Origin of the sequence: uncultured Psychrosphaera sp., assembly GCF_947500655.1 — a bacterium.
Classification (GTDB): domain Bacteria; phylum Pseudomonadota; class Gammaproteobacteria; order Enterobacterales; family Alteromonadaceae; genus Psychrosphaera.
Map to the genome: position 1 here is coordinate 116,561 of NZ_CANMSK010000005.1, position 23,771 is coordinate 140,331.

Here is a 23,771-nt window from a genome sequence, read left to right on the forward strand (position 1 = left end):
AATTGTAACCTAAACTGCAGCAATTCTTTAACAAATATTTAGTTATAAGTTTTCTTGGTTTTTAGATATAAAAAATCCTCGCTGAATGCGAGGATTATTTAATATTATAAATATCTAAACATAAAAAACACTACGTTTAAAAATCTATACTTACCGAGAATTGTACTCGACGAGGATTGATTAAAGTTTGTGCTTCACCAAACGTCTCGCTTGATACAATTGGGTTGTAGTTATAACCCGTTTGCTTATCAAATACATTATAAATGTCAGCTTTAAACTTAAGTACAAAATCTTCATTCAAATCAAAGCTTTGAGCATAGTTTAAATCTAATTGCCAATGACTTGCTTCACGGCGGCTACCAGCAGATTCTGCATAACGAATGGTGTCACTTGAATAACCATATAAAGAACCATCCCATGCTTCCCAAACATCTCCAGATTGGAATACAAAGTTGAAACCAATATCGGCCTCCCAATCTGTTGTGTAGTAACCTAAAGCTTTTAGAATATGAGGTCTGTCACCATTTAACTTACCGTATTTACCATCCCATAATTGGCGACCAATACCATCCGCTAAGTTAGATGACCCTACGAATAAGTTACCATCAGAAGCTGTACTAGTAATATCTTGATCGTAGTTACCAAAATAATGGCTCCATACATAAGACATATTCAAATAGAAGTTTTCACCGGTGTAATCACCTTCAATACTCCACTCATAATATGTATTCTCAGCGCCATCTAGTTCTGCAATTACATAAGAACCACCACCAATTTCGGCACGATAAGCATCTAAATCCTCAATATATAAGCCTTTAGCTGCAATATTCGCTGGCACACCACCAAATGGACCGCCATCTATATCAGTATAATCATATAAGCGTGAATCATTTGGCGTATCTTCCCAAGCATGTAACGCTTTACGTTGACGCCAATGGGTACGAATAAATAGTTCGTTTGATACATACTGAGTCATACCAATGGTGAATTCGTCGGTACGACGCGCTTTTAAGTCATCTTGGAATAACTTACCCGATGAACCACCAGCCTCGGTATTGCCAATAAAGTCACCATTTTCATCAAAATAAACTTCTTGGGTTGATTGATTATTACGATCCCACGATGCCGCACGTGCTAATGAAGTTGTATCTGGGTTATAACTGGCATAGTTAGCAAACACAGTGCTGTCTTCGGTATAAGCCCAAGTGATACCTAAGCGCGGTTGGATCATATCGACAAAATCCAACTCATACATTTTGTATTTTTCACCAGGCGCTACTACATAACCAGATACATTTTCAGCAATCGCAGGAGTGTCAGGAGTCGCAGGAATCGCTTCTGTTTTTGCCGTTTCTTTTAAGCCTTGTCCATATAACACATCGTTACTAAATAAAAACCCAACGTTAAATGTAAAATCGTTATACTCTATGGTGTCATTCACTTCAATATTAATGGTTTCAGAAGACGATGTTAGAGGACTTAACTCATCACTTAATAGACTATTAGAGTAAACTGATGCGCTATAATAGATTGGCGTTGTAGATACAAAATCAGTATCTGTATTTAAACCTCCAACATAGCTAATTCCGCCCCAGCCATTTGACAAACGAGTTAATACTTCTTTACTTTCTTTCCATTGATAACCTAAGTGAATACTATGGAAAGTATCGCCTATATCCATCTCATGATCTAATTTCAGTTCAAAGCTTTTACGATAGAAGTCTTGGTTATTAAATGAAGAACCGCCACCGACATTACCGCCTCCGGTTTTTACACCATCAGTTTCATAACCATAAGCGTCAATTAAGGCTTGTGCTTCTACATTATCGTAGCCTGCATCATCTTTTAGCGAAGGCACATAAAAATTACCTAGTTGATCTAAATTATCTAAATCTAACGAACCACCGAGAGAAGGGTTAACGCCAGAGAAAACAGTATCAGGTCGGCCAGAGTTTTTATTTTCAAAGTCACTAAATTGGAAAGATAAAATAGTACTATCACTTAGGATATAAGAACCATCAAAAGTCAAAATATCTTGAGTAACCGTACTACCTTCAGAGGTTGAGTCCGTTGCTTTTGAACTTACCGAGTCCCCTTCTACTTCTTTATCTGAAGTACGGTAACTTAAGTTTAATAATAAATCGTCGGTAGGTGCCCAAGTAAATTTACTAAAAAATTCGTCACGCGAACTTTTGTACTCTTTTACAGGGCCATATGCAGTTTCTTTGTTGTCACGAGTAACTTCGGGACCAAAATATGAACCATAAAAGAATAGCTCATCTTCAAGTAGTGCCCCGCTAACATTAGCACTCATCCAAGTTTTATTTTCTTTATAGCTTAAAGTAGAACTGTCAGTTGTCTTTTTATCTGCAACTAAACCTTTAGGCTCAATGCGATATTCTACGCTAGCATGAAAATCATTAGTACCTGACTTAGACATAGTGTTTATAGACATACCGCCAGCACGGTTAAAACCAATAGCTTTAGCACCGCCACGGTCAATAGACACAAAGGCAACATCTTGAGTTGATGGCTCTGACGCTAAGTTACCGTACATAGGTAAAGACACATCTACACCATCAAAGCCATATTTATTATCACGGCCAGAACCACCAGCTGATGGACCTAAAGTAGAGTTTTCTGAATATTGTACGCCAGGAATAATAGCTAGTAATGAACGATAATCTTGTCCTGCCGGTACACGATCTAATACATCTTTACCAAGTGAACCACTTAACGATGAGTCACCTTCTCGGCTAATGCGAGCACCAACTATTTGAATAACTTCTGTACTACCAGTTGGTGCAGCTTCAAACGCTACATCAACTTTTGCAGTTTGATCCAATAGTACATCTACCATCATTTCACGAACTGAACCGTCTGCAGAGGTAAATGTTAATGTATAAGTACCAGGCTTAAGCGCTGGTAATACATAACTACCATCAGCTTTAGTCTGAACGGTTCTTGGCTTTGGCATAACATTACTAGACGCCGTAACGGTAACACCAGAGACAGATACGTTAGCCGCCTGAGTTTCGACTTTACCCTTAATAGCACTATCACGTGCCATAGCGGGCGCAGACATTAATGCACTTGCTAATACCACAGCTGAAATAGATGCAGCTGGAGTCCTTAATATTTGACAAACGACCTGATGCAAGCGTCGCTTAGTGAAGTTGTTATTATGTGTTGACATGTATTCCACCTTTTTTATAAGAATTATATATGTGACATTGCTCCACAAATTCTGCTAATTACACTCTTGTGACGACTGGTGATTTATAACAGATAACTTTATTTAACAAATATTAACCGACTTCGTCAAGAATAATATTTTCCATTTTTATTAATTAATAGTAATAATTTATGTTTTTATAACTATCATAAATAACAAAAAAGAATATTCAAAGTAGCTATAAGCATGAATAGAAATAAGAGCTAAGCTAAAGTAGATAACTGTTTCACCAATTTTAAAAAATAAACTTTAATATATAAAATTACTTATTATTCACTTGTAAATATGTGTAGAATAATTATTCTTTATTATTCGTTAAATGATAATTATTTATTCTAAATGGTGGTTTGTTATGCAGCATAGTGTTAAAAATCAATCAAAATCGCGGTGTTTTTGGTCATTATCACGCAGGTTATGGTTTATTGCTGGACTAACAGTTTTTATTGTTAGTTGTTCCTCACTACCTTTATCACAAATAAAATCTAAAAATTACAGCCAACGTATTAAATTTTTGGTTATGCACTTTACTGCAATTGATTACCAAAAATCAGTAACTGCTTTAGTTGATGAGGGAGGGTTAAGTGCGCATTACTTAATTCCAGAACGCAACGACCCTTCTTACCAAGACAATGAGTTAAAAGTTATTCAACTCGTAGATGAATCTGGTCGAGCATGGCACGCTGGAAAAAGTTATTGGCAAGGTAGAAAAGATTTAAATGATCAATCTATTGGAATTGAGATAGTTAATGTACCTGAGTGCATGCGCGACAATTCTAGTGCAGATTTACAACAACGCGAAAATACTCCAGACCGACTTTGCCTTTTCCCAGATTATGACCCTGAGCAAATTGAATTACTTATTACACTTTCCAAAGATATTCTTGCCCGAAATCCAGATATATCACCGACTGCTGTTATAGGTCATTCCGACATTGCACCCACTCGTAAAAATGATCCCGGTCCTCGTTTCCCTTGGTATCAATTATACCAACATGGTATCGGCGCTTGGTACGATAATGACACCTTAAAAGAATATTGGGAGAAGTTTAACACTTCACCCCCTAGTATTAGTTTAATGCAGCATGCATTAAGTATTTATGGTTACGGCATTGTAGAAACGGGGATCAATGACAATACGACACTTGACACATTATCGGCCTTTCAAATGCACTTTTTACCTTGGTCAGTTACCGGCAAGCTTGACAGTAAAACCGCGGGAGCCCTATTTGCTTTGATAGACAAATACTTCCCAGAAGAAATTGATACGCTATTAATGCGTTACGAGTTAGAAAAAAAACCAGCTCAACCACCAATTAACTTAAGCTATTACCAAGTAAATGACATATTTCCGAATACAGATAGAAGTACACGTGAATGGGTAAATGATCGCAATGTTTTCAAAGGCTATACCAACGAAGGTCAAATCATTATCGAGAACATTGATGCCCAAAGTGCAGATATTTATATTAACGGTCAAAAACTTAATATAGAAAAAACGCTGCAACCTTACCAAAGTTACAATTATTCTTTAGCCCGTAGAACCAAAAATGGTGAAAACACTTTACGCGTTGAAAATGTATTACCAGAAGGCAGTACTATTAGGGTAATGATCCCTTTCCCTACCTTACAAGAAAAAACTAACCTTGATAGTAAACGTTTTTCTAAAGTGGATGAATTGATACAAGCTGATATCAACGAGGGGTTTCCTGGCGCTGTATTATTGGTAGTAAAAGACGGAAAAATCATTAAACGTAGTGCTTACGGTTACGCCAGAAAATATGCCGATGGCGGCGAGTTACTGGAAACACCAATCAAAATGCAAACCACACATTTGTTTGATTTAGCATCAAACACCAAAATGTTTGCTACAAATTTTGCGCTAATGAAATTAGTATCAGAAGGAAAAATTGATGTTACCAAACCGATTAATGAATACTTGCCTGAATACCAAGGTCAAGGACGCGAGAGTAGATTGGTGCGTGATCTCCTAACTCACACAGCAGGATACTCACCACAAGTGCGTTTTTTCACTCGGGATAACAAATTAGGTCCACAGTTTTTTTCTCAGAATAAAAAACAAACTGAACACTTACTGCTATCCCGCGTGCCCTTTGAAATGGCACGACAAACCAAAGCTGTATATAGCGATACTGATTACATGTTACTGAGTTTATTAATTGAGCGAGTCACTGATCAAGATTTAGATATGTATGCAGAACAACATATTTACCATCCTCTTAATTTAAACAACACCCTTTTTAATCCACTGCAAAAAGGGTTTATAAAGAGTCAGTTTGCTGCAACAGAAATAATGGGAACCACGCGCGGTGGTACAGTTTACTTTGAAAATGTACGTGATTATGTATTACAAGGTGAGGTTCATGATGAAAAAGCATTCCATTCTTTTGCTGGTGTAACTGGGCACGCAGGTTTGTTTTCCACTGTTGATGATTTAGCGGTATTAACCCAAACGTTATTAAATGGTGGTGGTTATGGTAAAACTAAAGTCTTTGAGCATTCAGTGTTAGATGAATTTATTAAGCCAGAAGAAGGCGATAATAGTTTTGGTTTAGGCTGGCGTCGTGCAGCTCATGGTAAACGTAAATGGCACTTTGGCCCTTACGCTAGCGCTTCTGCTTATGGTCATACAGGCTGGACAGGAACGGTCACTGTTATCGATCCTAAATATGACTTAGCCATCATATTACTAACTAATGCTCGACACAGTGAAATTGTGCAAGTAGTTGATGAACATGATCCAGAAGTTACCACAGAGAAGTTTGAAGGTAAGCTATTTGAAACTGGCAAATATGGCAGTATCATCAGCTTAGTGTACGAAGCCGTTTTAGATAATTAGTAGGTAGTCCTAATGCAAAAATTTTCATCTCAGTATTTAATCTGTAGTCTCTTAATTGGTGGTTTATCTATGTTTACTCACGCAAAACCTTCTACTTTAGATGAAGATAAAATACAAACAATCATGCAAAAGTTGTACATTCCCGGTGTCGCTATTGGCGTAATAAAAAATGGTGAAATAATTGCAGCTCAAGGTTTTGGTGTTAAAGATATAAACAGCAAAGAACCCGTTGATACTGACAGTATTTTTAAAATAGCCTCAAATACAAAAGCCTTTACTGCCGCAGCTTTAGCTATTTTAGTAGATGAAAACAAGATCCGCTGGGACGGTAAAGTACAAAGTTATTTACCTAACTTTAAACTGCATGACCCTTGGGTTAGTGAGCATTTTAATATAATAGACTTACTCACCCACCGTAGCGGTTTGGGTTTAGGTGCCGGTGATTTAATGTTATGGCCAGAGCCGTCTAGCTTTACTCGCCGGCAAGTTTTACATAACTTACGTTACTTAAAACCCACTGGAGAATTTAGAGCTGACTACGCTTACGATAACTTACTTTATATTGTCGCCAGTGAAATTATTCCAGCGGTAACAGGTAAAAGCTGGGAAACATTTATTGAGCAAAAAATTATGCAACCTTTGGGTATGCAGCATTGTTTTGCTGGTAACGTAAATGAGCAAAAACAAAAAGATATAGCAACTCCGCATGGAGTTGTTGGTGGTAAATTACAAACAATAATTCGCCCTATTGACCCAGATAAACCAAGCGTATCAGCGCCAGCTGGCGGTATACAATGTAGTCTTAACGACATGCTTAAATGGGTAAAAGTGCAACTCAACCAGGGTAAAATAACCGATGGAAAGTCATTGTTTTCCCAAGCTCAGCATAAAATGATGTGGACACCACATACCATAATGCCAGTGTCAACTCGTAGCAAACGTTTCGACAATACTCACCTTAGTTCATATGGCTTAGGTTGGCGTATTAATGATATGGATGGTCACTTACAAGTACATCACACTGGCAGTTTGGCTGGAATGTACTCATTTGTTAGTTTATTCCCAGAGTTAGATTTAGGCTTTGTTGTGCTAACCAATCAGCAATCTAGTGCGGCTCGCAGTGCATTAATGTATACCGTTATGAAACCCTATTTAGGTGATAATGCAACAGACTGGCTAGCTAAATTCGCTCCAGCATCTTCTAAATCATCATCAGCCAACAAACAAAAAAATAACACTGAGTTAAATAATGTATTGGCAAATTCAACTAATTCTGACGTTAAACAGTACGTAGGTACTTATGAAGATCCATGGTTGGGACAGTTTATTATTGAGTACAGCGATAATGATAAAAACGCTAATTTACGTATACGTTCATTACGAGTAGAAAAATTTGTTGGTGATTTACATCTGCAAAGTAGTGATGACACGTTATTGATCCGCTGGAATGATCGTAGCTTGGAAGCCGATGCAGTTATTACCTTCAAGCGTAATCAGCAGAATGAAGTTAATGGCATGACGTTAGCGCCAGCATCAAAAGACATAGACTTCAGTTATGATTTTCAGGACTTAGATTTTACCAAGCTCTAATTTTCCTAGCTTTCATTTAATATGCTTTACAACATGACGCTGATTGATAGAGTTAAGGCAAATTGCCTTAACTCCCAGAAGCTATAAACGACAAGACTTTACCCACCAACAAACCTCCTCCTGTGCCAACTATATAACCTATCATTGCCATTAATACACCAACTGGGATCAGTGATTTAGAGTAAGACGCTGCCAAAATAGGCGCTGAAGCAACCCCGCCAATATTAGCTAATGATGCAACACCACAAGTAAATAAATCTAGTTTTAACCACTTAGCCATAACTAACATTATTAAGCCATGAAACAGTAAAATCATTAACCCTAGAGCAATATAAAGAGGAGCTTGAGTGAGTTCAGCTAAATTTGCACGTGAAGCTATCAAAGCGATGATCAGATATAACATCAACATAGACAATTGACTCGCTCCGGCAATTTTACCTAAAGGGGTTAGCGCACAAATAACGCCAGCTACAGTAACCAATAATACAGTCCAGGCTGTGGGAGTAAAATAAGCTGAAGTTGGTAACCATAATGCTGCGCTTTGCGCTAAAGCAGACATTAATAAAGCCGTAGCTAAAAGTATTAACAAGCCACCGGAATCTACTTGCTGTTGCTCTTTATCCATATCGATATTGGCACCAATTTTTTCTAGTAATTGACTGTCCGCTTTAACCCATAAATTAAAACGCTTGGCGTGAGGGACTAAAGCTAATAAAAACATAACCCACAAAGCATAATCAATTGAGTCAATTAATAAGGTGTAACCCATGCTTGCATCCGGCACATCTAACGCCAATTGAATAGCAACCATATTACCTGTGCCACCCATCCAACTGCCGCTGAGCGCAGTAAGGGTTTTCCATGCATCGGCAGGTAAATAGCTTTGAAATACCGTAAAAGCTAAAACAAAAGCCACGCCTATGCTGGCAGCTGCAATAAAAAATGCCAGTAACATTCTGCCACCCAGTTGCTTTATTTGTCGTAAGTCAGCGTCAAGTAACATTAAAAATATCATGGCAGGCAGTAAGTTATTACGTAGCATTTTATAAGCATTGGTAATTTCTTCGGTTTTTTCCCATACACCAAATGTAGAGCAAAGCATGACCACAAAATAGAGAGACACAATAGCTGGTAAGTATTCGAATAAACGCCAACGTGTTGTGGTTTCTAAAAATTTAAGACTTCCAGCAATGACTAATAAAGCAGTAACATAAATAAACGAGCTAGTGATCAAAACTTTTCTCCTAAACGAAAAACTGAGAATATATATTAGTGGAGTATGCGCATTATTAACTGCACATTAACACCGTCAATATTCCTAAATTAAATAAATTTTGGAATATTTTATTATTTACATCAAGACTAGCTTTAGTCAATCCTAAATTAAAAATGGATGTACAAAAATTTAAAGGTAAACGGCTTTTTACATGGCGAACAAGTTTACCCATTTAATTATTTTTTATTTTGTACAAGATCACCTTGCTGAAATAATTATTCAAATGTAGTATTTGTTAAGGAATATAATATTATCATTTTTTATATGAAGATTTATGTGGCGACCTATATAAAGGTTTTTATGTAGGGATTGATGACAGCGTATAAAATGTAGTACGCATTGCATTTATTTAAATCTGGCTTATCTATAGATTATTAACATGAAAAGTCTAAATTTGAATCGTCACTTAGCCTATTACCCAAACGAGTTATTGCTATGAAAAATATAACTAAAACAAGAACTAATAAGTCCCGAAAAATTTATAAAAGCTTGTCTTACATTTTATTGCTATCAGCTCTTAGCGCTTGTAGCCCTGTAAAGACAACATATAACCTTAACATTACCGATATTACGGGCCAGCAGTTAAACGCTCAATATTGGCAAAATAAGCTTCAAAACAACGAGACTATGTCGATGAAAAGCCAAGATATCGCTGCATTCAATCAACAACTATTTGAAAGTGATCCTCATGTAGTTAGGCCATTAGCTAGCCTAGAAAATTTAGATAAAACAGCTTTAATAGAAAAAATTAACGACATCAGTAGTATTCCAACTAGTGCGCGTTTTTACGCCGATGGAACTGAACTTACCCCACAAGATTTTGCACGTTACCGTGACAACCTTAATATCCAAGATGTTAAAGATAATAATATCGTTCAATTTGGTTTAGTAACCAAACGTTCTGCACTGCGTACATTTCCTACTTTAGATAGGGTGTTTAACCAAGAAATGGACCTTGATTTAGACCGTTTTCAGGAAACTGGCGTATTTCCAAGTGAAGCTGTCGCTATATTACACACCAGTAAAGACGGTAAATGGCTGCTAGTACAAAACTATAATTATTTAGCTTGGGTGCAGCGCGATGATATTGCCATTGGTGACAAACAAGAAATCCAAGCCTATCTAGATCACGACGATTTTTTATTGGTGTCAGGCGCAAAAGTACACACTAGTTATGTACCTAATGAACCAAAAATATCTCAAATACAGTTAGATATGGGAGTTAAACTGCCATTACTTAGCAGTACCGAACAACATAATGAGTTATACGGACAAAGTACTGCTGGTAGTTATCAAGTTAAACTTCCAGTACGAAATCAAGATGGTAGCTTGAGCATTAAAACAGCGTTAATTGGTCGTACTCAAGATGTGCATGAAGGTTATTTGGAATACACTCCTGAAAATGTTATCGCCCAAGCGTATAAATTTTTAGGCGAACGATATGGTTGGGGCCACGATTACGATGGTCGAGATTGCACAGGGTTTGTTGGCGAAATTTACAAAACATTTGGTATATTAATGCCACGTAATTCAGGTCAACAAGGTAACGGTAAATACGGCACTAACTTCCGTTTTGATGAACATTCTGATCCTGCGAGTAAATTAGCTGTCATCAAGAAATTACAAATAGGCGATCTTATTTATATTCCTGGCCATGTTATGGTGTATTTAGGAAAAGAAAACAACCAACCTATTGTTATTCATGATGTAAAAGGGTTAGCGTATTGGACACCGGAAGGACAGTTTGTTGAAGGCGTACTAAATGCAGTTTCAGTAACGCCATTGATCACATTGCAGTTAAATGAAACCACTACTTACCTAGATAAAATCTACAATATTAAACGTTTAACTCTCAACAACGTTGAAGGACATTAAACCAGTATGAAAATTACAGCTATCCGTTTTGCAAAATTAGAGGTTCCGTTAATTACGCCTTTTAAAACGGCAATGCGGACAGTACAAAACATTACTGATCTTGTCGTAATAATTGAAACGGACAAAGGTATTCTTGGTTATGGTGCAGCTCCGGCAACGCCGGTAATTACCGGCGATACACATGGTTCAATCGCCTATGCAATCCAACATGTTATTGCTCCACATATTATTGGTATGGACGTTGAAAACTTAAATAGTATTTGTCATAAAATTCAGCATGCAATTGTGGGTAATTCCAGCGCAAAGGCAGCTCTTGAGATTGCGGTTTATGACTTATGGGCAAAACGCTTTGATGCACCTTTATATAAAATGTTAGGTGGTGGAATGCCAGAGCTAACAACCGATGTCACCATTAGCGTTGATAATATAGACAAGATGTTAACGGATTCAAATTTAGCTATTGAGCAAGGCTTTGAAATCTTAAAGGTGAAAATTGGTACTGACATTGAAAAAGATATTGAGCGCGTTCATTCTATTTACCAAAATGTTGCTAAACGAGCCATTATTCGATTAGACGTAAACCAAGGTTGGACCGCCAAACAAACGGTTTACGCCATTCAAAAATTAGAAAATTTAGGTGTAGAGCTTGAGCTAATTGAGCAGCCAGTAAAAAGCAAAGACATCGACGGTTTACGCTATATTAGCGAACGCATAACCACACCTGTTATGGCTGATGAAAGTGCATTTTCACCTCAACAGGTTTTAGAATTAATTCGTACAGGTGCTGCTGATATTATCAATATCAAACTAATGAAATGCGCTGGACTTAGCCAAGCGATTAAAATTGCTGATTTAGCTGAATTGCATGACATTCCTTGCATGATAGGTTGTATGCTTGAAGGCAGTGTCAGTGTTGCAGCTGCTGCGCACTTAGCTGCAGCAAAAGCGTCGAGTATTTCGTTAATTGATTTAGACGGCCCAGCTCTTGGTCAATTTGATCCAGTTGTTGGTGGTGTAAATTTTGACTTATCAAATATAAAATTGAGTCAAGGCGCAGGCCTTGGTATTGAAACTATTAACAATTTACAGGAGTTAACATGGCCATTTTAAATTCACGCTATATAGTTACGGGAACCTTCATGTTATTAACCAGTTTACTTAGTGCATGTAACTCAGACTCAACTCCCGCGTTATTACAAAATTTAGACACTAAACAGTTAGTTGTTGTTGTCTCTGATGATTGGAGTGCAACAACTGCAACTTTGCAAAAATTTGAGTGGCAAGATGATAAATGGCAAAAAATAGACGATGCTTTTCCTGTCAATTTAGGACGTAAAGGAATGTCATGGGGATTAGGACTTCATCCGACTCAAAGCGGTAATTACAAAGTTGAAGGTGATGGAACAGCTACCGCCGGCATATTTAACTTAACTACGACGTTTGGCTATTTACCTGAGGCGAATACTGACATGCCTTATCAACCTATGTCTGCGGATCATTATTGTATGGATGTGAACAACTCACCTTTGTATAACCAAATTGTGGATAAAAACGTTGTCGGTGAAGACACAGTTAAAGATTCTACAGAGCCTATGCGCCGTGACATTCATAAAGACGGTCAAACCATATATAAAAAAGGCATAGTGATAAACCACAATCCAGATAATATTAGTGGAAAAGGCAGCTGTATCTTTGCTCATTTATGGTTTGGTCCAGAAGTACCAACCGCAGGTTGTACATCTATGGAAGAATCAAAAATGGATGCGTTATTGGCTTGGTTAAAACCAGAACAAAATCCTCGTTACTTGGCTTTACCAAAAGATGAATACAAAAAGAAAATGAAAGTATGGGGTTTACCGGCTTTATAAACAGCATTTTTTACTTCAACACATAAAAAAGTCCCATAAATATGGGGCTTTTTCGTTTTTACTTTTCGCTTATATAACCTTTATTAATGCTGACAACTGCAATTACGTTGATTTTTATCTGTTTTGCCAATACCAGGGTTAAACGTATTGGTTGGATCTAGCGTTAAGTAAAACTCTTTAAGTGTTTGCTCAGCTTCGTATAAATGTCCGACATTATGTTCCGCTGGATATTTTACGCCTCTGCTATTCAATAATTCCAACATGCTCTTTTTAACCGCTTTAGGATCGGCGCCTTTTTTCAGAATGTAATCTTGGTGGAATACATGACAGAAAAAATGACCATAATACAATTTCATTTCTAAATGCTGCTCTATAGATTCTGGCAAGTTTTCAAGCCAATCAATATCATCTCGTCTTAGGGCAATATCCAGTGATAATAAATCACCCACTTCTTTTTGATATAAAGTGTGATAACGCATGGCAGCGCCTGCTGCTGCAAAGCGATTTAATACTGCAGCTTGAGTCTCTGTTTCGTCACACTCAAAAAAGTCACCTTCTTCTTGTGCAAAAAATTTTGTGAGATGTGCTTTTGCTTCTGCAATACCATCACCACTCATTTTTAAGATTAAGTGATGATCGTATTTAGCTCTGTATTGTAAAATACGTGATGGTAAGTGTTGTGGAAAAATTTTGCTAACAGCTTGCATTACCCAATCAGTTAAGTGAGTTGGCAGAAAAGGTAATGACTTACATAATGCGTCCACTCTACCTTTAATAGCAAACAATTTAGGCAGACGGTCTGTGCCTAAATATTTAACACTTAAAAATGTATCTTTGCCGTACTTAGTTGACACATCAAAGATATCTTTATGCAAGTACTCACCAACTTCAGGTAAATTTTTATAACTTTTTAACACATCACGACGGAATTTACCCAAAACAAGCGGATCGTTTGTACCTAAGTAGAATGTTTGCTCTTTTTCTGCAACAGGAAAAGTATCTAACCTCACAGCAAAAACCGCCAACTTGCCGGCACAACCGCTAGCTTCAAATAAACGTCTTGGGTCTGCATTAAAACGACTCGGTGTATTTTCATCAACTTGGCGAACTCGTTCCTGATATTCAGTATCTGAACACTGAGCATCACTTGCCTTTAAATTATCTTTAGCAAAATTACCCTTCATTAAGTTGGTGATCATTTCCTCTGGCGTTTCACCTAATTCAATCCCTAAATGATTTACCAGCTGTAACTCACCTTGCTCGGTCACTTGTGCAAACAATGCCATTTCAGTATATGCAGGACCACGTTTAACTAACGCTCCACCAGAGTTATTTGCGATTCCGCCAACAACAGATGCGCCCAAACATGAAGAGCCAATTACAGAATGTGGTGTTCGTTTTATTGATTTAAGTAAGGTTTCTAAACCAAAAAGTGTAGTGCCTGGGGAACTTAGAACTTGTTTACCCTGCTCGAGCAAATGTATTTCATCCATTGCTAACGTATTAATAATAACAATTAGTCGGTCATAATCGTCACCACTTGGAGTCGAGCCTTCCGTTAAACCAGTGTTTGCAGCTTGCATAATAATGATGGTGTTGTGTTTTACACAGGCTTGCAGAGCTTGATATAAAGCTAATAGATTTTGCGGCTTAATTACAGCAAATGCATCACCGCCGCCAGTGCGCCAGCCAAGACGAAAACGTCGAGATTTTTGCTTATTTATAATAACTTGGTTTTGACCAACTGCATCTTCAAGAGCTTGCTGTAAAAGTGTGTGCGGCATAATGACTTCCTAATATTCATTCAATAATTGCTAATTAAAGCGGGTATTGAAACAAGCAAAATAAATTAGTCGTTAACGTTTTTTGATATTTAATACGTGCGCTATTCCATCATCTTGTTTATTACTGTCGCGATCTGGATCTAGTTTCAATTCAAGCACATCAACTTGCTCTACTAGTTTAATAATTTTCACATTTTGTTTTGAAACTCGGTCAACCAAGCCATTAATGATTTTTTGTTTTATTGATTCTCTTACTTTTAACGGCAGCATATCAAACAAGTCGCGGGTAACTCTAAGAGCTATGATATCTGTTTTTGCCGTTACTGTGGCGCTTCTTGGTTCGTTGCAAATAAAGCCAACTTCACCAATAAAATTACCAGGAGTCGTTTTGGCAATAAATTGTTTATCCACAGTAACTTCAGCTTCGCCATTTAGCAAAATGTAAAAGTCAGAATCTAGGTGGTTCTGTTTTATAAAAACATTACCCTTTTCAATCATAACCACTAAATCTGGAATATTAGAAACGGTTCTGCGGTCATTAGCATCTAGGTTTTTAAATAGTGGGATACGATTTAAAAACTCCAACAATTTCAATTTTGAGATGTTACTTATTTTTTTCATGTGTTTATGCTTTATCTACGTCAATATATCCGTTGAGTTGCAAACATAAAACTACAATGTCATTACTGCTCAATTATTTAACAGCCCAGCAATGACTTATTTATATTGCCTTTAAATTTAGTTTTAAACTTCCTTTAAACTTAGAGTTTAATTTTATACTTACCCTTATTATCCATTTTACCTAACATGCCAACACCTTGATGTATTGCGGCAGGTAAACTTGCATCTGGTTTAACAAACACATCAATATTATATCTTGTGCCAGACTCAACAAATACAGTTCCATCAATACCAAGAAGGTTATCACCATCAAACTTAATCGCTAACTTATTGTCATCACACAATAACGTAGATGCAATGGTTCCCAATGGAATAGGACCGTTCATATTAACGCCAGATTTACTCCATATAAATTCCCCTGACAATTGTTCACAGACTGGAGTACCACTTTGGAAAATATCTATGGTGGTAATAAAACGTCCTGCAATAGGATTCAGTGGTAAAGGTAAAAATGGTCTAATGTCATCCGCAGGCATTCTAAAAACAAAATCTCTTAATTGATGACCTGTTAAACCAGTGGAAACAATACCACGGCCACTTAGTTGCTGACTTTCTCTTGGATTTCCAAACTTAACGTCAAAACCTAAATTACCATGTAGTAAGCTACTAAATTCAAATTTCCAATGGATATTTTCAAATAGCATTTTGTTAGCTTGCAAAGATTGTATTTCACCTTGCCAGATGTTTCCTGACATACCTTGGTAGGCAACGTTCTTTGGTAAACTTAATTTGCTAGCCACTAAGCTAACGGGGATCAGTGTCACCAAAAACAATATAAAACTTATAATAAATAAAACGATTAATTTAACTTTACTCATTTATTCTCGCCCTAAATCTAATCGTCTAACTTTCACCATGCCGTTAGTATCGGCTTTAGAAAAATCAATATTTTGAGCACTAATGTTATGCTTCGTTTGTAATTCCGTTAACCAGCGCATTAAATTATTAAAACCAATTTCATCAATTCCAACCTTTACCATATCTGTTTTTTGTGGCTGAATTCGCTCAATCACAACACCATATCGTTTAGCTGTTGAATTAATAACTTGGGTAATAGAACGTTCATTGCCTGATGCTGAGCCGGTATTTATACTCGCTGATTTAATAATCTCAATTTGTTGTTTAGCCCACTTGTTCAACTCTAGTTGTTGCGTAAGTTTTGCTTGTGAACTTGTAACACCAGTATTGATTTTAGTGACCACAGTGATCAATAAAAATAGAATAAATACCACACTGGCGACTTTAATTAGCCTTTGTTCGCTTTCTGTTTTACTGCCAAGCCAAGTGATTAATGTATGCTTTAATTTATCCATATTTACTTGGCCTCCTGAATACTTAACGAACCTGCAACTGTATTACCTTCGTTATTTACCGCACCTTGCTTAACTTCTAAGCCCAATTTTTCTATATCATTTTTGAATTGTTCAAATTGTTGAAAAGATGGAGCGTTAGCAGTAAGTCTAAGTTCACCACGTTTTTCATCATATCTAATTGATTCTATATTAATATTTGGACGCTTTTTAAAGATGGGTGTTAACTCAGCCATAAATGCAGTAAATCCACCGAGTTCACTACTGTCAGAACCACCGACAGCTGCAACTTTACGTTTTAACTGAGTACGTAAAATATTTATTCTTAATTTTTCTTTTGGAAAGGCAGCTTGATACATTTGCGCCAAATCCTCTTTGGCTACTTCAAGATCAGTGGTTGCTGATCGCCATTTGGCTATTACCATTACAAATTGGATGGACAAGGTTATTAATAACAACGCTGCGGCTGGACGCCACAATACCCAATTTTTGCTCACGGCTTTTTTCTGAGAAAAATCACCTTGTAACAAATTCCATTTAATTTGATCAGTTTGTTGTGCCAATAGCAACATAGGTAATTCTGGCTCAGCCGCAATTAGATTTACACGCTCTGATTCAATTAAATTAGCAGTTAATTCCGCAGGAAGCGGCGAAAAATAGTTTAATTCTATTTGAGCTTCTGCGCTTTCATCATCTGCTTTACTATTCTCTGCTAACAATTTTTCAAAATACAAAGGTAACCAAGGATCAGTTAAAAACCATCCACGCCAAGAATCTTCTCTTATTAACCAACCATTAGCATAACCAAGTATTGAGATACTTTTACTGTTTTGCTCAGACTTAATAGCCTCGTTTGGTAAGCCCAAAACATCTGGCAACATACTTTTTACTTGAATGTCAGCTTGCGCTAATCTGTCTAACCAGCTTTGTAATAATGTACGCTTAACTATCGCAATGTTAACCCAGTACTTTTCTAATTCTTTATCAAAACCAGTTTGTTCAATAGCAAAATGTAATTTTTCTATGTCTTCCGCCAATTCATCTTCTAACATAAATGGCAAAGCTTTAAGCAGCTGACGGGTTGGCTTACTTGGCATAAAATGTCGGTGCAATCTAACATCTGCGCTATCAACAAGCACAGTGACATAACGACCTTTCGCGTATTCTGTTAATACAGATAAATCATCTTGATGTTCCAATTCACCAGAGACAATAACTTCTTTTGTGGCCTGTGACCAAACCAACCAAGGAATGGAACTTGAGTTCTGACTACTCAGTCTCAGTATTAGCTTCTCGCTCAATCTTTCCTCCAAAACGGCGCGCAATTACGTCTACATTATATTTATCATCTAATTGAAACATGCTAGTCAATTCAAATTTAATATCATTTAAATAAGCATTTGTAACCAATTTAAAAAAACTACTTTTTACCGTAAATTGGCTTTTATCTATCTTTGCTATGTTTGACAGTGAACTTACCTGAGTAAGTGCAAAAAAGTCATCGATATTGTCAAACCCATCATCTGGTCGTTCTGCCAATATTGCGTCTACTTTATCACGTTCAATATCTAACATTGCCATCAAAAACTCTGGATTATCCGAGCTGATGGTATTTACATTAATACTAAGTTGATTGCTATTTGGGATCACGCACACTTTATCCATAAGTTGCGTCATGACCGCTAAATCAAAACCGTAAATAACTCTTAATTCATTTTCATGAGCCAGCATTGAATTGGCACTTAAATATGGAAACGATAAACTCGTATACATATCACCGTCATAACCTACCGAGCCAGAAGGATAATCGTCGGCATCTAACCAGTCATATAAATTCACAGCTAAATCGTCGTTACTCACTTCACCTTTTACATCCAATGAATCAAGTAACTTAACGAACAACTGGATACGTTCTGTTTTTATATCATCAGGTATACCTGGGTAGTACAAACTATTCAAATTAAAACAAGCTGACAAGTCTGTCACTTCACCTTCAATTAGACCATCACCAACCGGGAAACTCATGCCTTTTAACGCCCAAGGTTGGTCTAGGTTGAAAATACCATCTTCATCTTCTGCGGTTTTTTTTAATAATGCTTTAATAAAGTTTTCAGAACTAATTGCATACCAATAAGCTTGTTGACGCTCTAAAATATTTTGTACTCGTTGAACTTGGAATGCTTGTGCTGACAAAATTTCAGTCGCTAAAATCACACACAAAGCAATCGCCAATAACACGGAAATTAATGCCACGCCTTTTTGCTTATGCTGGCTTTTAATTTGTTTGCGCTTACCACTCAATTTACTTTTAAGCTTTGGTTGATGGCTTTGTGTTTTAATTATCATTCTTTATCTCTACCACTGTTTGTCGAATGATAAGAAAGCTACGTTCAATTTCACCAAAAGTTTCCGTTTCCAACTTAAGTTTTATTGCCGAAGGTAATCCAGTCTCGGGTAATTCATCGCCCCATTCACCATTGACGTGGTAAGACAAACTCATTGCTTCAATGCCATTAATTAGAACTTGAACTCTAGGTTCAGTACCCATTTCATTATCAACAAAGTTAAAGTACAAACGTTCTAATTTTTTTTCAATTAACCGATACGCCACAAGCTGTAGTTCACTTCTTGCTAGCACCATAGCTGGATTTGTCCAACCATCTCTGACAAAAGCAAAACCAACCGCTTCAGATTCAAACAAATAATCACTAGCATGAAAAAAGGTATCGCCGCTATCTTCACCGTCAATTCTCACTTTACGTTGCGCTAGCTGGGTAAAATCGTTTTCTATAATTGTAAATGCACGTTGTAAATCGGTTAACTGTTTGTTTTGGTTAATAACAACTTCATGGCCATTTACTGTGGTATTAACCACAGAAAACATAGCGACACTCAACATGGAAAAAATAGCCAAGGCCACTAAAATTTCTAGCAGGGTAAAGCCCTGTGCTTTGTTTGAGTTGTAATTAGTCATGTTATTTATTACGCACATTTGATGATAAGTACGTAGTTAAAGAATAAACAGATGTCGCTGCATTTTTCTCTGTGGATACATTCATAGTCACTGAGCGTAAAGACTTATCTTCCGTTTCAACCACGATTTGTTGCCAATACCATTTTCGGCCTGCTAATTCCTGCTCACCTTTTGCTTTATCTTTTGGTGGCCAAACTTCGCTAGTTTGTAACTCAATAAGCTGATCGTTTGCTACCCAAGAAGCAAATGTAATTTGTTCTATTTCACTTAAGTTGTTAGACGATGTGCCAACCACATTTAAAATTGTACTCGCTGAATAAGCAAAAATAGCTAATGCCAGTAACAACTCAACTAAAGTAAATCCAGTTTGCTTTTGATTTGTGCGCCCTTGATGACTTCTCATATTAAAGCTCATCTATTTGCTTTGGGTCGAGTACTAAAACGGGAGTAATAAATTCACCTCTAACTTTAAATGTAACTGGTTCATCAAAGCCATTGTCATAACTAACATCGAGGTCAAAAGGAGATATTTCACCTGAGGATAGGATAAAAATTTGTGGAAAAGACATCTGCTTTTCTTCTTCCGTTTGTTCGCTATTTTCTTCTAATTGTTCTTCATCAATCCATTCAACAGCACTTAATAAGTTTTGCTCTTGCCATTCCAAACCATCTAAGGCTAATTCAATAGTTATATCGTTTTCTAATTCAGTCTCTGTAAATGGCGGTTCTGGCATTGGTTGCCATTTTTCACCATCAAACATTAGGAATACGTAACTTGATTCGCTAACAGAAAAGCCTAATAAGGTATTATTCAATACTGCATATTCAGACGCTAGATTAATTAACGCAGCAAGTTTTTTACTTTGCTGATCAACTTGATCAAATGGGTCTTGGGCTAAGTTTGGAAATTTAACAGTACTGACAACAAGTCCCATCAACAAGATCACAAGCATCAATTCAAAAAGAGTAAAACCTTTATGTTTGTTCACTTATAGACCCTTACTAAATGGCACTATTTTTAAGAATAAGGATGCTTAAATTTATAAACATCCTAGTATTTATATCGCTTTATATTAAGCCTTTATAAAAAGTCTTTTACGTTCCAGTTACCAATATCGTCTTCAGTACCGGCTTCACCGTCTGGTCCGACTGAAAACAAATCAAATTTACCCATTTCGCCTGGATTAATTAACTGGTAATCATTACCCCATTTATCTTGCGGTAATTCATCAAGAAAACCATTTACTGGGTAGTTACGTGGAACAGGTTCAATTTCTGGTGCAGAAACTAATGCTTCCAAACCTTGTTCTGTCGTTGGATATTGACCGGCTTTTAATTTATATAAATCTAAAATTGATTCTAAATTTTTAATTTCAATTGCTGTACTCTGAACCTTAGCTTCGTCGGCACTATCCATTAAGTTACCAACAACTAATGACGCCATCATGCCCAAAATAGCAATAACGATCATCACTTCTAATATAGTAAAACCTTTCTGTGTTTTTCTAATAATTTTCATTTTCTTACTCCATTTACTCTAGTAATTTAAAATTGATTTACATGCCAGCTAAATTATTCATTTGCATAATTGGTTGCATAATTGCCATTACAATAAACATAACCATACCGGCCATTACAGCAACAATTAATGGTGTTAATAAACTTAAACTTATCTTAACAATTGCATCCAGTTCGTTGTCTTGGTTATCTGCTGAACGTTTTAACATTTGCTCTAATTCACCCGATTTTTCACCGCTGCCAATCATGTGTAACATCATAGGTGGAAATGTTTTTGAATTCTCTAATGAGCTTTTTAAAGATGCACCTTCACGTACATTATCGGACGCTTCTATAACCGCTTTTTTAATATGAGCATTAGACAATACTTCGCCAGATATGGTCATTCCTTCCAAGATAGGAACCGCACTGGAAGTTAAAATGCTTAACGTACGAGCAAAGCGCGCTGTATTAACACCTAAAATCACCTTGCCTATTAAAGGCAGTTTTAGTAATTTTTTATCAAACTTCAATCTGAATTTCGGACGCTTTAACATCCGCTGAAAAACCACAATCCCTGCAACAATAAAAATAGCCAAGAAAATACCGTAGTTAAGAATAAAATCACTCAGACTTAATAAGAGTTGAGTGCTTCCAGGAAGTTCCTGCCCAGACTTCATTACTTGCCCAACAATTTTAGGCACTACCGATGCTAACAAAAATGTCACTATACCAATGGCAAACACGGTTAACATTATTGGATAAACCATAGCTTGGGTTAGTTGTGACTTAGTCTCTTGACGTTTTTCTGTGTAATCAGCAAGTCTATTTAATACTTCATCTAAATGACCAGATTTTTCGCCGGCCGACACCATAGAGCGAAATAAGTGGTCAAAAATATAAGGAAATTCTTTCATGCCTTCAGCAAGACTATAACCTTCAACAACTTTGGAGCGAATAGCCATTATTGTACGTTTTAATCTTGGTTTATCGCATTGCTCTGCAACCGCTAACAATGCAGATTCTATGGTTAATGCAGAACCAACTAAGGTGGCTAACTGACGAGTAACAAGCGCTAAATCTGATGCTGATATCTTAGCTTGAAATAGTGATATTCCCGCTTCAGCTTGTTTCTCTTTTTGGCTCGACTGACTAACATCTATTGGGATTAACCCTTTATCTCTAAGCTGCTGCCTAACTTGTTTGGCAGTATCAGCTTCTAACATGCCTTTTTTAGTTTTGCCTTTGTTATCCAGAGCTTTGTATTCAAAGGCAGCCATTAACTGTCCTCACGGGTAACACGTAATACTTCTTCTAAAGTTGTTAACCCTGCTAAAACTTTACCCATACCATCATCTCGAATACTAGGCGTATTCTGACGTATATATTTTTCTATAGCCTGTTCGCCTTTACCTGTATGGATATTTTCACGAACCGCTTCATCAACAACTAATAATTCATGAATACCGACACGTCCACGGTAACCTGTAAAGTTACACTGGTCACAACCTTTAGGGTGGAAAATAGTACGCGTGTCGTCGGCTTTTAAGCCAAGCATTTCTTTTTCAGCATTATCAGGTGAATAATCAACTTTACAGCTGCTACATAAGGTTCTAACTAATCGTTGTGAAATAACCGCTAATAAACTTGATGATAATAAAAATGGTTCAATTCCCATATCTTCCATACGAGTAATAGCGCCTGATGCGGTATTTGTATGCAAGGTAGAGATAACTAAGTGACCAGTTAAACTAGCTTGCACTGCAATTTCTGCCGTTTCTAAGTCACGGATTTCACCTATCATTACGACATCTGGATCTTGACGTAATATTGCTCTTAATCCTCGAGCAAAAGTCATATCAACTTTAGTGTTAACTTGTGTTTGACCAACACCAGCTAATTCATACTCGACCGGATCTTCAACCGTTAAAATATTGCGGTCTTTACTGTTGATGTTGGTTAAGCCTGCATACAAGGTGGTACTTTTACCTGAACCTGTAGGTCCTGTAACCAAGATAATACCGTGCGGTTTACGCAGTAATTCAGCAAATTTTGCTTGGTTAGTTGGCGTCATACCCAAGTCAACTAAATCTAATTTGGCGTTATTTTTATCCAACAAACGCATCACCACACGCTCACCATAAGATGATGGCATGGTTGAAACGCGCACGTCGATTGCACGACCCGCTATACGTAAAGATATACGACCATCTTGAGGAATTCGTTTTTCAGCTATGTCTAACTTAGCCATAACTTTTATTCTTGAAACGAGCAAAGAGGAAAGTTTGCGGTTTGGTGATAACACCTCACGCAATACACCATCAACACGAAAGCGGATAACTAATTGCTTTTCAAATGTCTCAATATGTATATCTGACGCACCTTCTTTAATAGCTTCTGACAATGTCGCATTAATCAATTTAATAATTGGCGCGTCGTCTTCACCCTCTAATAAGTCTTCTGTACCCGGCATTTCTTCAGCAATAGAAAACAGGTCAACTTCGTTACCTATGTCTTCCATTAACTGTTGGGTTTCAGATGCATTACGTTGGTAGCTTTGCTCCAACTCAGTATCAAATTCATCATCTGGGATAGTTGATGTAGGTAATACAAAGCCGAGAAAACGACGAATTTCAATTAACGCATCCATAGATGTAGACGCTTTAATTAACATTCTCGGTTTATCTTGTTGATATGAAATTAATACACCAAAGCGCTGAGCAAAACCAAACGGCACGCGCTTAATAGATGTATCTATATCACCCTGCTCTACCAGTATAGTTGGACTGACAGGATCTAAGTTTTGGTTAACTAATTCTGACAT

19 protein-coding genes are annotated in these 23,771 nt (G+C 36.9%); 5 read left to right on the forward strand and 14 right to left on the reverse strand.

All coding sequences use genetic code 11. The features are described from left to right. Positions 1-136 precede the first annotated feature (136 nt). The gene (locus Q0940_RS06575) at positions 137-3,196 is read right to left on the reverse strand and encodes a carboxypeptidase regulatory-like domain-containing protein (protein ID WP_299265898.1); all 3,060 of its coding nucleotides are present in this window, start codon (positions 3,194-3,196) and stop codon (positions 137-139) included. 391 nt (positions 3,197-3,587) lie between these two features. Between Q0940_RS06575 and pbp4b the strand changes: the two genes are divergently transcribed. Further along, positions 3,588-6,092 carry a penicillin binding protein PBP4B gene (pbp4b, locus tag Q0940_RS06580; protein ID WP_299265901.1) on the forward strand — a complete coding sequence of 835 codons (2,505 nt, stop codon included), beginning with the start codon at positions 3,588-3,590 and terminating at the stop codon, positions 6,090-6,092. Positions 6,093-6,104: 12 nt separating this feature from the next. Next, the gene (locus Q0940_RS06585) at positions 6,105-7,682 is read left to right on the forward strand and encodes a serine hydrolase (RefSeq protein WP_299265904.1); all 1,578 of its coding nucleotides are present in this window, start codon (positions 6,105-6,107) and stop codon (positions 7,680-7,682) included. A gap of 67 nt (positions 7,683-7,749) precedes the next feature. Here the strand turns inward: Q0940_RS06585 and Q0940_RS06590 are convergent, their stop codons facing one another. Beyond that, complete coding sequence (locus tag Q0940_RS06590; RefSeq protein ID WP_299265907.1) at positions 7,750-8,916, reverse strand: DUF819 family protein; 1,167 nt, start codon at positions 8,914-8,916, stop codon at positions 7,750-7,752. 477 nt (positions 8,917-9,393) lie between these two features. Between Q0940_RS06590 and Q0940_RS06595 the strand changes: the two genes are divergently transcribed. Genes Q0940_RS06595 through Q0940_RS06605 form a run of 3 tightly spaced genes read left to right on the forward strand, consistent with a single transcriptional unit; the run spans position 9,394 to position 12,701 of the window. Beyond that, a complete protein-coding gene (locus Q0940_RS06595) occupies positions 9,394-10,833 on the forward strand; it encodes an SH3 domain-containing protein (RefSeq protein WP_299265910.1) in 1,440 nt (479 codons plus the stop codon). Between the two features lie 6 nt (positions 10,834-10,839). Then, entirely contained in the window at positions 10,840-11,943 is a 1,104-nt protein-coding gene (locus Q0940_RS06600) for a dipeptide epimerase (RefSeq protein WP_299265912.1), read from the forward strand. Further along, entirely contained in the window at positions 11,931-12,701 is a 771-nt protein-coding gene (locus Q0940_RS06605; protein ID WP_299265915.1) for a hypothetical protein, read from the forward strand. Before Q0940_RS06600 ends, Q0940_RS06605 begins: the two co-directional genes overlap by 13 nt. 83 nt (positions 12,702-12,784) lie before the next feature. Here Q0940_RS06605 and dld read toward each other — a convergent pair whose 3' ends face one another. The 12 genes from dld to gspE all read right to left on the reverse strand — a co-directional run bounded on the left by dld (position 12,785) and on the right by gspE (position 23,771). After that, a complete protein-coding gene (gene dld / locus Q0940_RS06610; RefSeq protein ID WP_299265918.1) occupies positions 12,785-14,485 on the reverse strand; it encodes a D-lactate dehydrogenase in 1,701 nt (566 codons plus the stop codon). A 72-nt stretch (positions 14,486-14,557) separates the two neighbouring features. After that, positions 14,558-15,106 carry a cyclic nucleotide-binding domain-containing protein gene (locus Q0940_RS06615; RefSeq protein ID WP_299265921.1) on the reverse strand — a complete coding sequence of 183 codons (549 nt, stop codon included), beginning with the start codon at positions 15,104-15,106 and terminating at the stop codon, positions 14,558-14,560. 140 nt (positions 15,107-15,246) lie between these two features. Then, positions 15,247-15,984, reverse strand: coding sequence for a type II secretion system protein N (locus Q0940_RS06620; protein ID WP_299265924.1), 738 nt, complete (start codon positions 15,982-15,984; stop codon positions 15,247-15,249). Continuing rightward, entirely contained in the window at positions 15,985-16,479 is a 495-nt protein-coding gene (locus Q0940_RS06625) for a type II secretion system protein M (RefSeq protein WP_299265927.1), read from the reverse strand. A gap of 2 nt (positions 16,480-16,481) precedes the next feature. Beyond that, the gene (gene gspL, locus Q0940_RS06630) at positions 16,482-17,777 is read right to left on the reverse strand and encodes a type II secretion system protein GspL (RefSeq protein ID WP_299265932.1); all 1,296 of its coding nucleotides are present in this window, start codon (positions 17,775-17,777) and stop codon (positions 16,482-16,484) included. Beyond that, positions 17,746-18,822: a type II secretion system minor pseudopilin GspK gene (gene gspK / locus Q0940_RS06635; RefSeq protein ID WP_299265933.1), complete on the reverse strand. Its 1,077-nt coding sequence runs from the start codon at positions 18,820-18,822 to the stop codon at positions 17,746-17,748. The genes gspL and gspK overlap by 32 nt, the downstream gene beginning before the upstream one ends. Beyond that, positions 18,812-19,450 (reverse strand): type II secretion system minor pseudopilin GspJ, encoded by a 639-nt coding sequence (gspJ, locus tag Q0940_RS06640; protein WP_299265936.1) that lies wholly within the window; start codon positions 19,448-19,450, stop codon positions 18,812-18,814. The genes gspK and gspJ overlap by 11 nt, the downstream gene beginning before the upstream one ends. Position 19,451: 1 nt before the next feature. Then, the gene (gspI, locus tag Q0940_RS06645) at positions 19,452-19,865 is read right to left on the reverse strand and encodes a type II secretion system minor pseudopilin GspI (RefSeq protein ID WP_299265938.1); all 414 of its coding nucleotides are present in this window, start codon (positions 19,863-19,865) and stop codon (positions 19,452-19,454) included. Next, complete coding sequence (gene gspH / locus Q0940_RS06650) at positions 19,855-20,439, reverse strand: type II secretion system minor pseudopilin GspH (RefSeq protein ID WP_299265940.1); 585 nt, start codon at positions 20,437-20,439, stop codon at positions 19,855-19,857. The genes gspI and gspH overlap by 11 nt, the downstream gene beginning before the upstream one ends. Before the next feature lie 92 nt (positions 20,440-20,531). After that, positions 20,532-20,969 carry a type II secretion system major pseudopilin GspG gene (gspG, locus tag Q0940_RS06655; protein ID WP_299265943.1) on the reverse strand — a complete coding sequence of 146 codons (438 nt, stop codon included), beginning with the start codon at positions 20,967-20,969 and terminating at the stop codon, positions 20,532-20,534. A 37-nt stretch (positions 20,970-21,006) separates the two neighbouring features. Next, on the reverse strand, positions 21,007-22,227 hold the full coding sequence (gspF, locus tag Q0940_RS06660; protein WP_299265949.1) for a type II secretion system inner membrane protein GspF: 1,221 nt from the start codon (positions 22,225-22,227) through the stop codon (positions 21,007-21,009). Next, positions 22,227-23,771, reverse strand: a complete 1,545-nt coding sequence (gene gspE, locus Q0940_RS06665) for a type II secretion system ATPase GspE (RefSeq protein WP_299265952.1) — start codon at positions 23,769-23,771, stop codon at positions 22,227-22,229. Before gspE ends, gspF begins: the two co-directional genes overlap by 1 nt.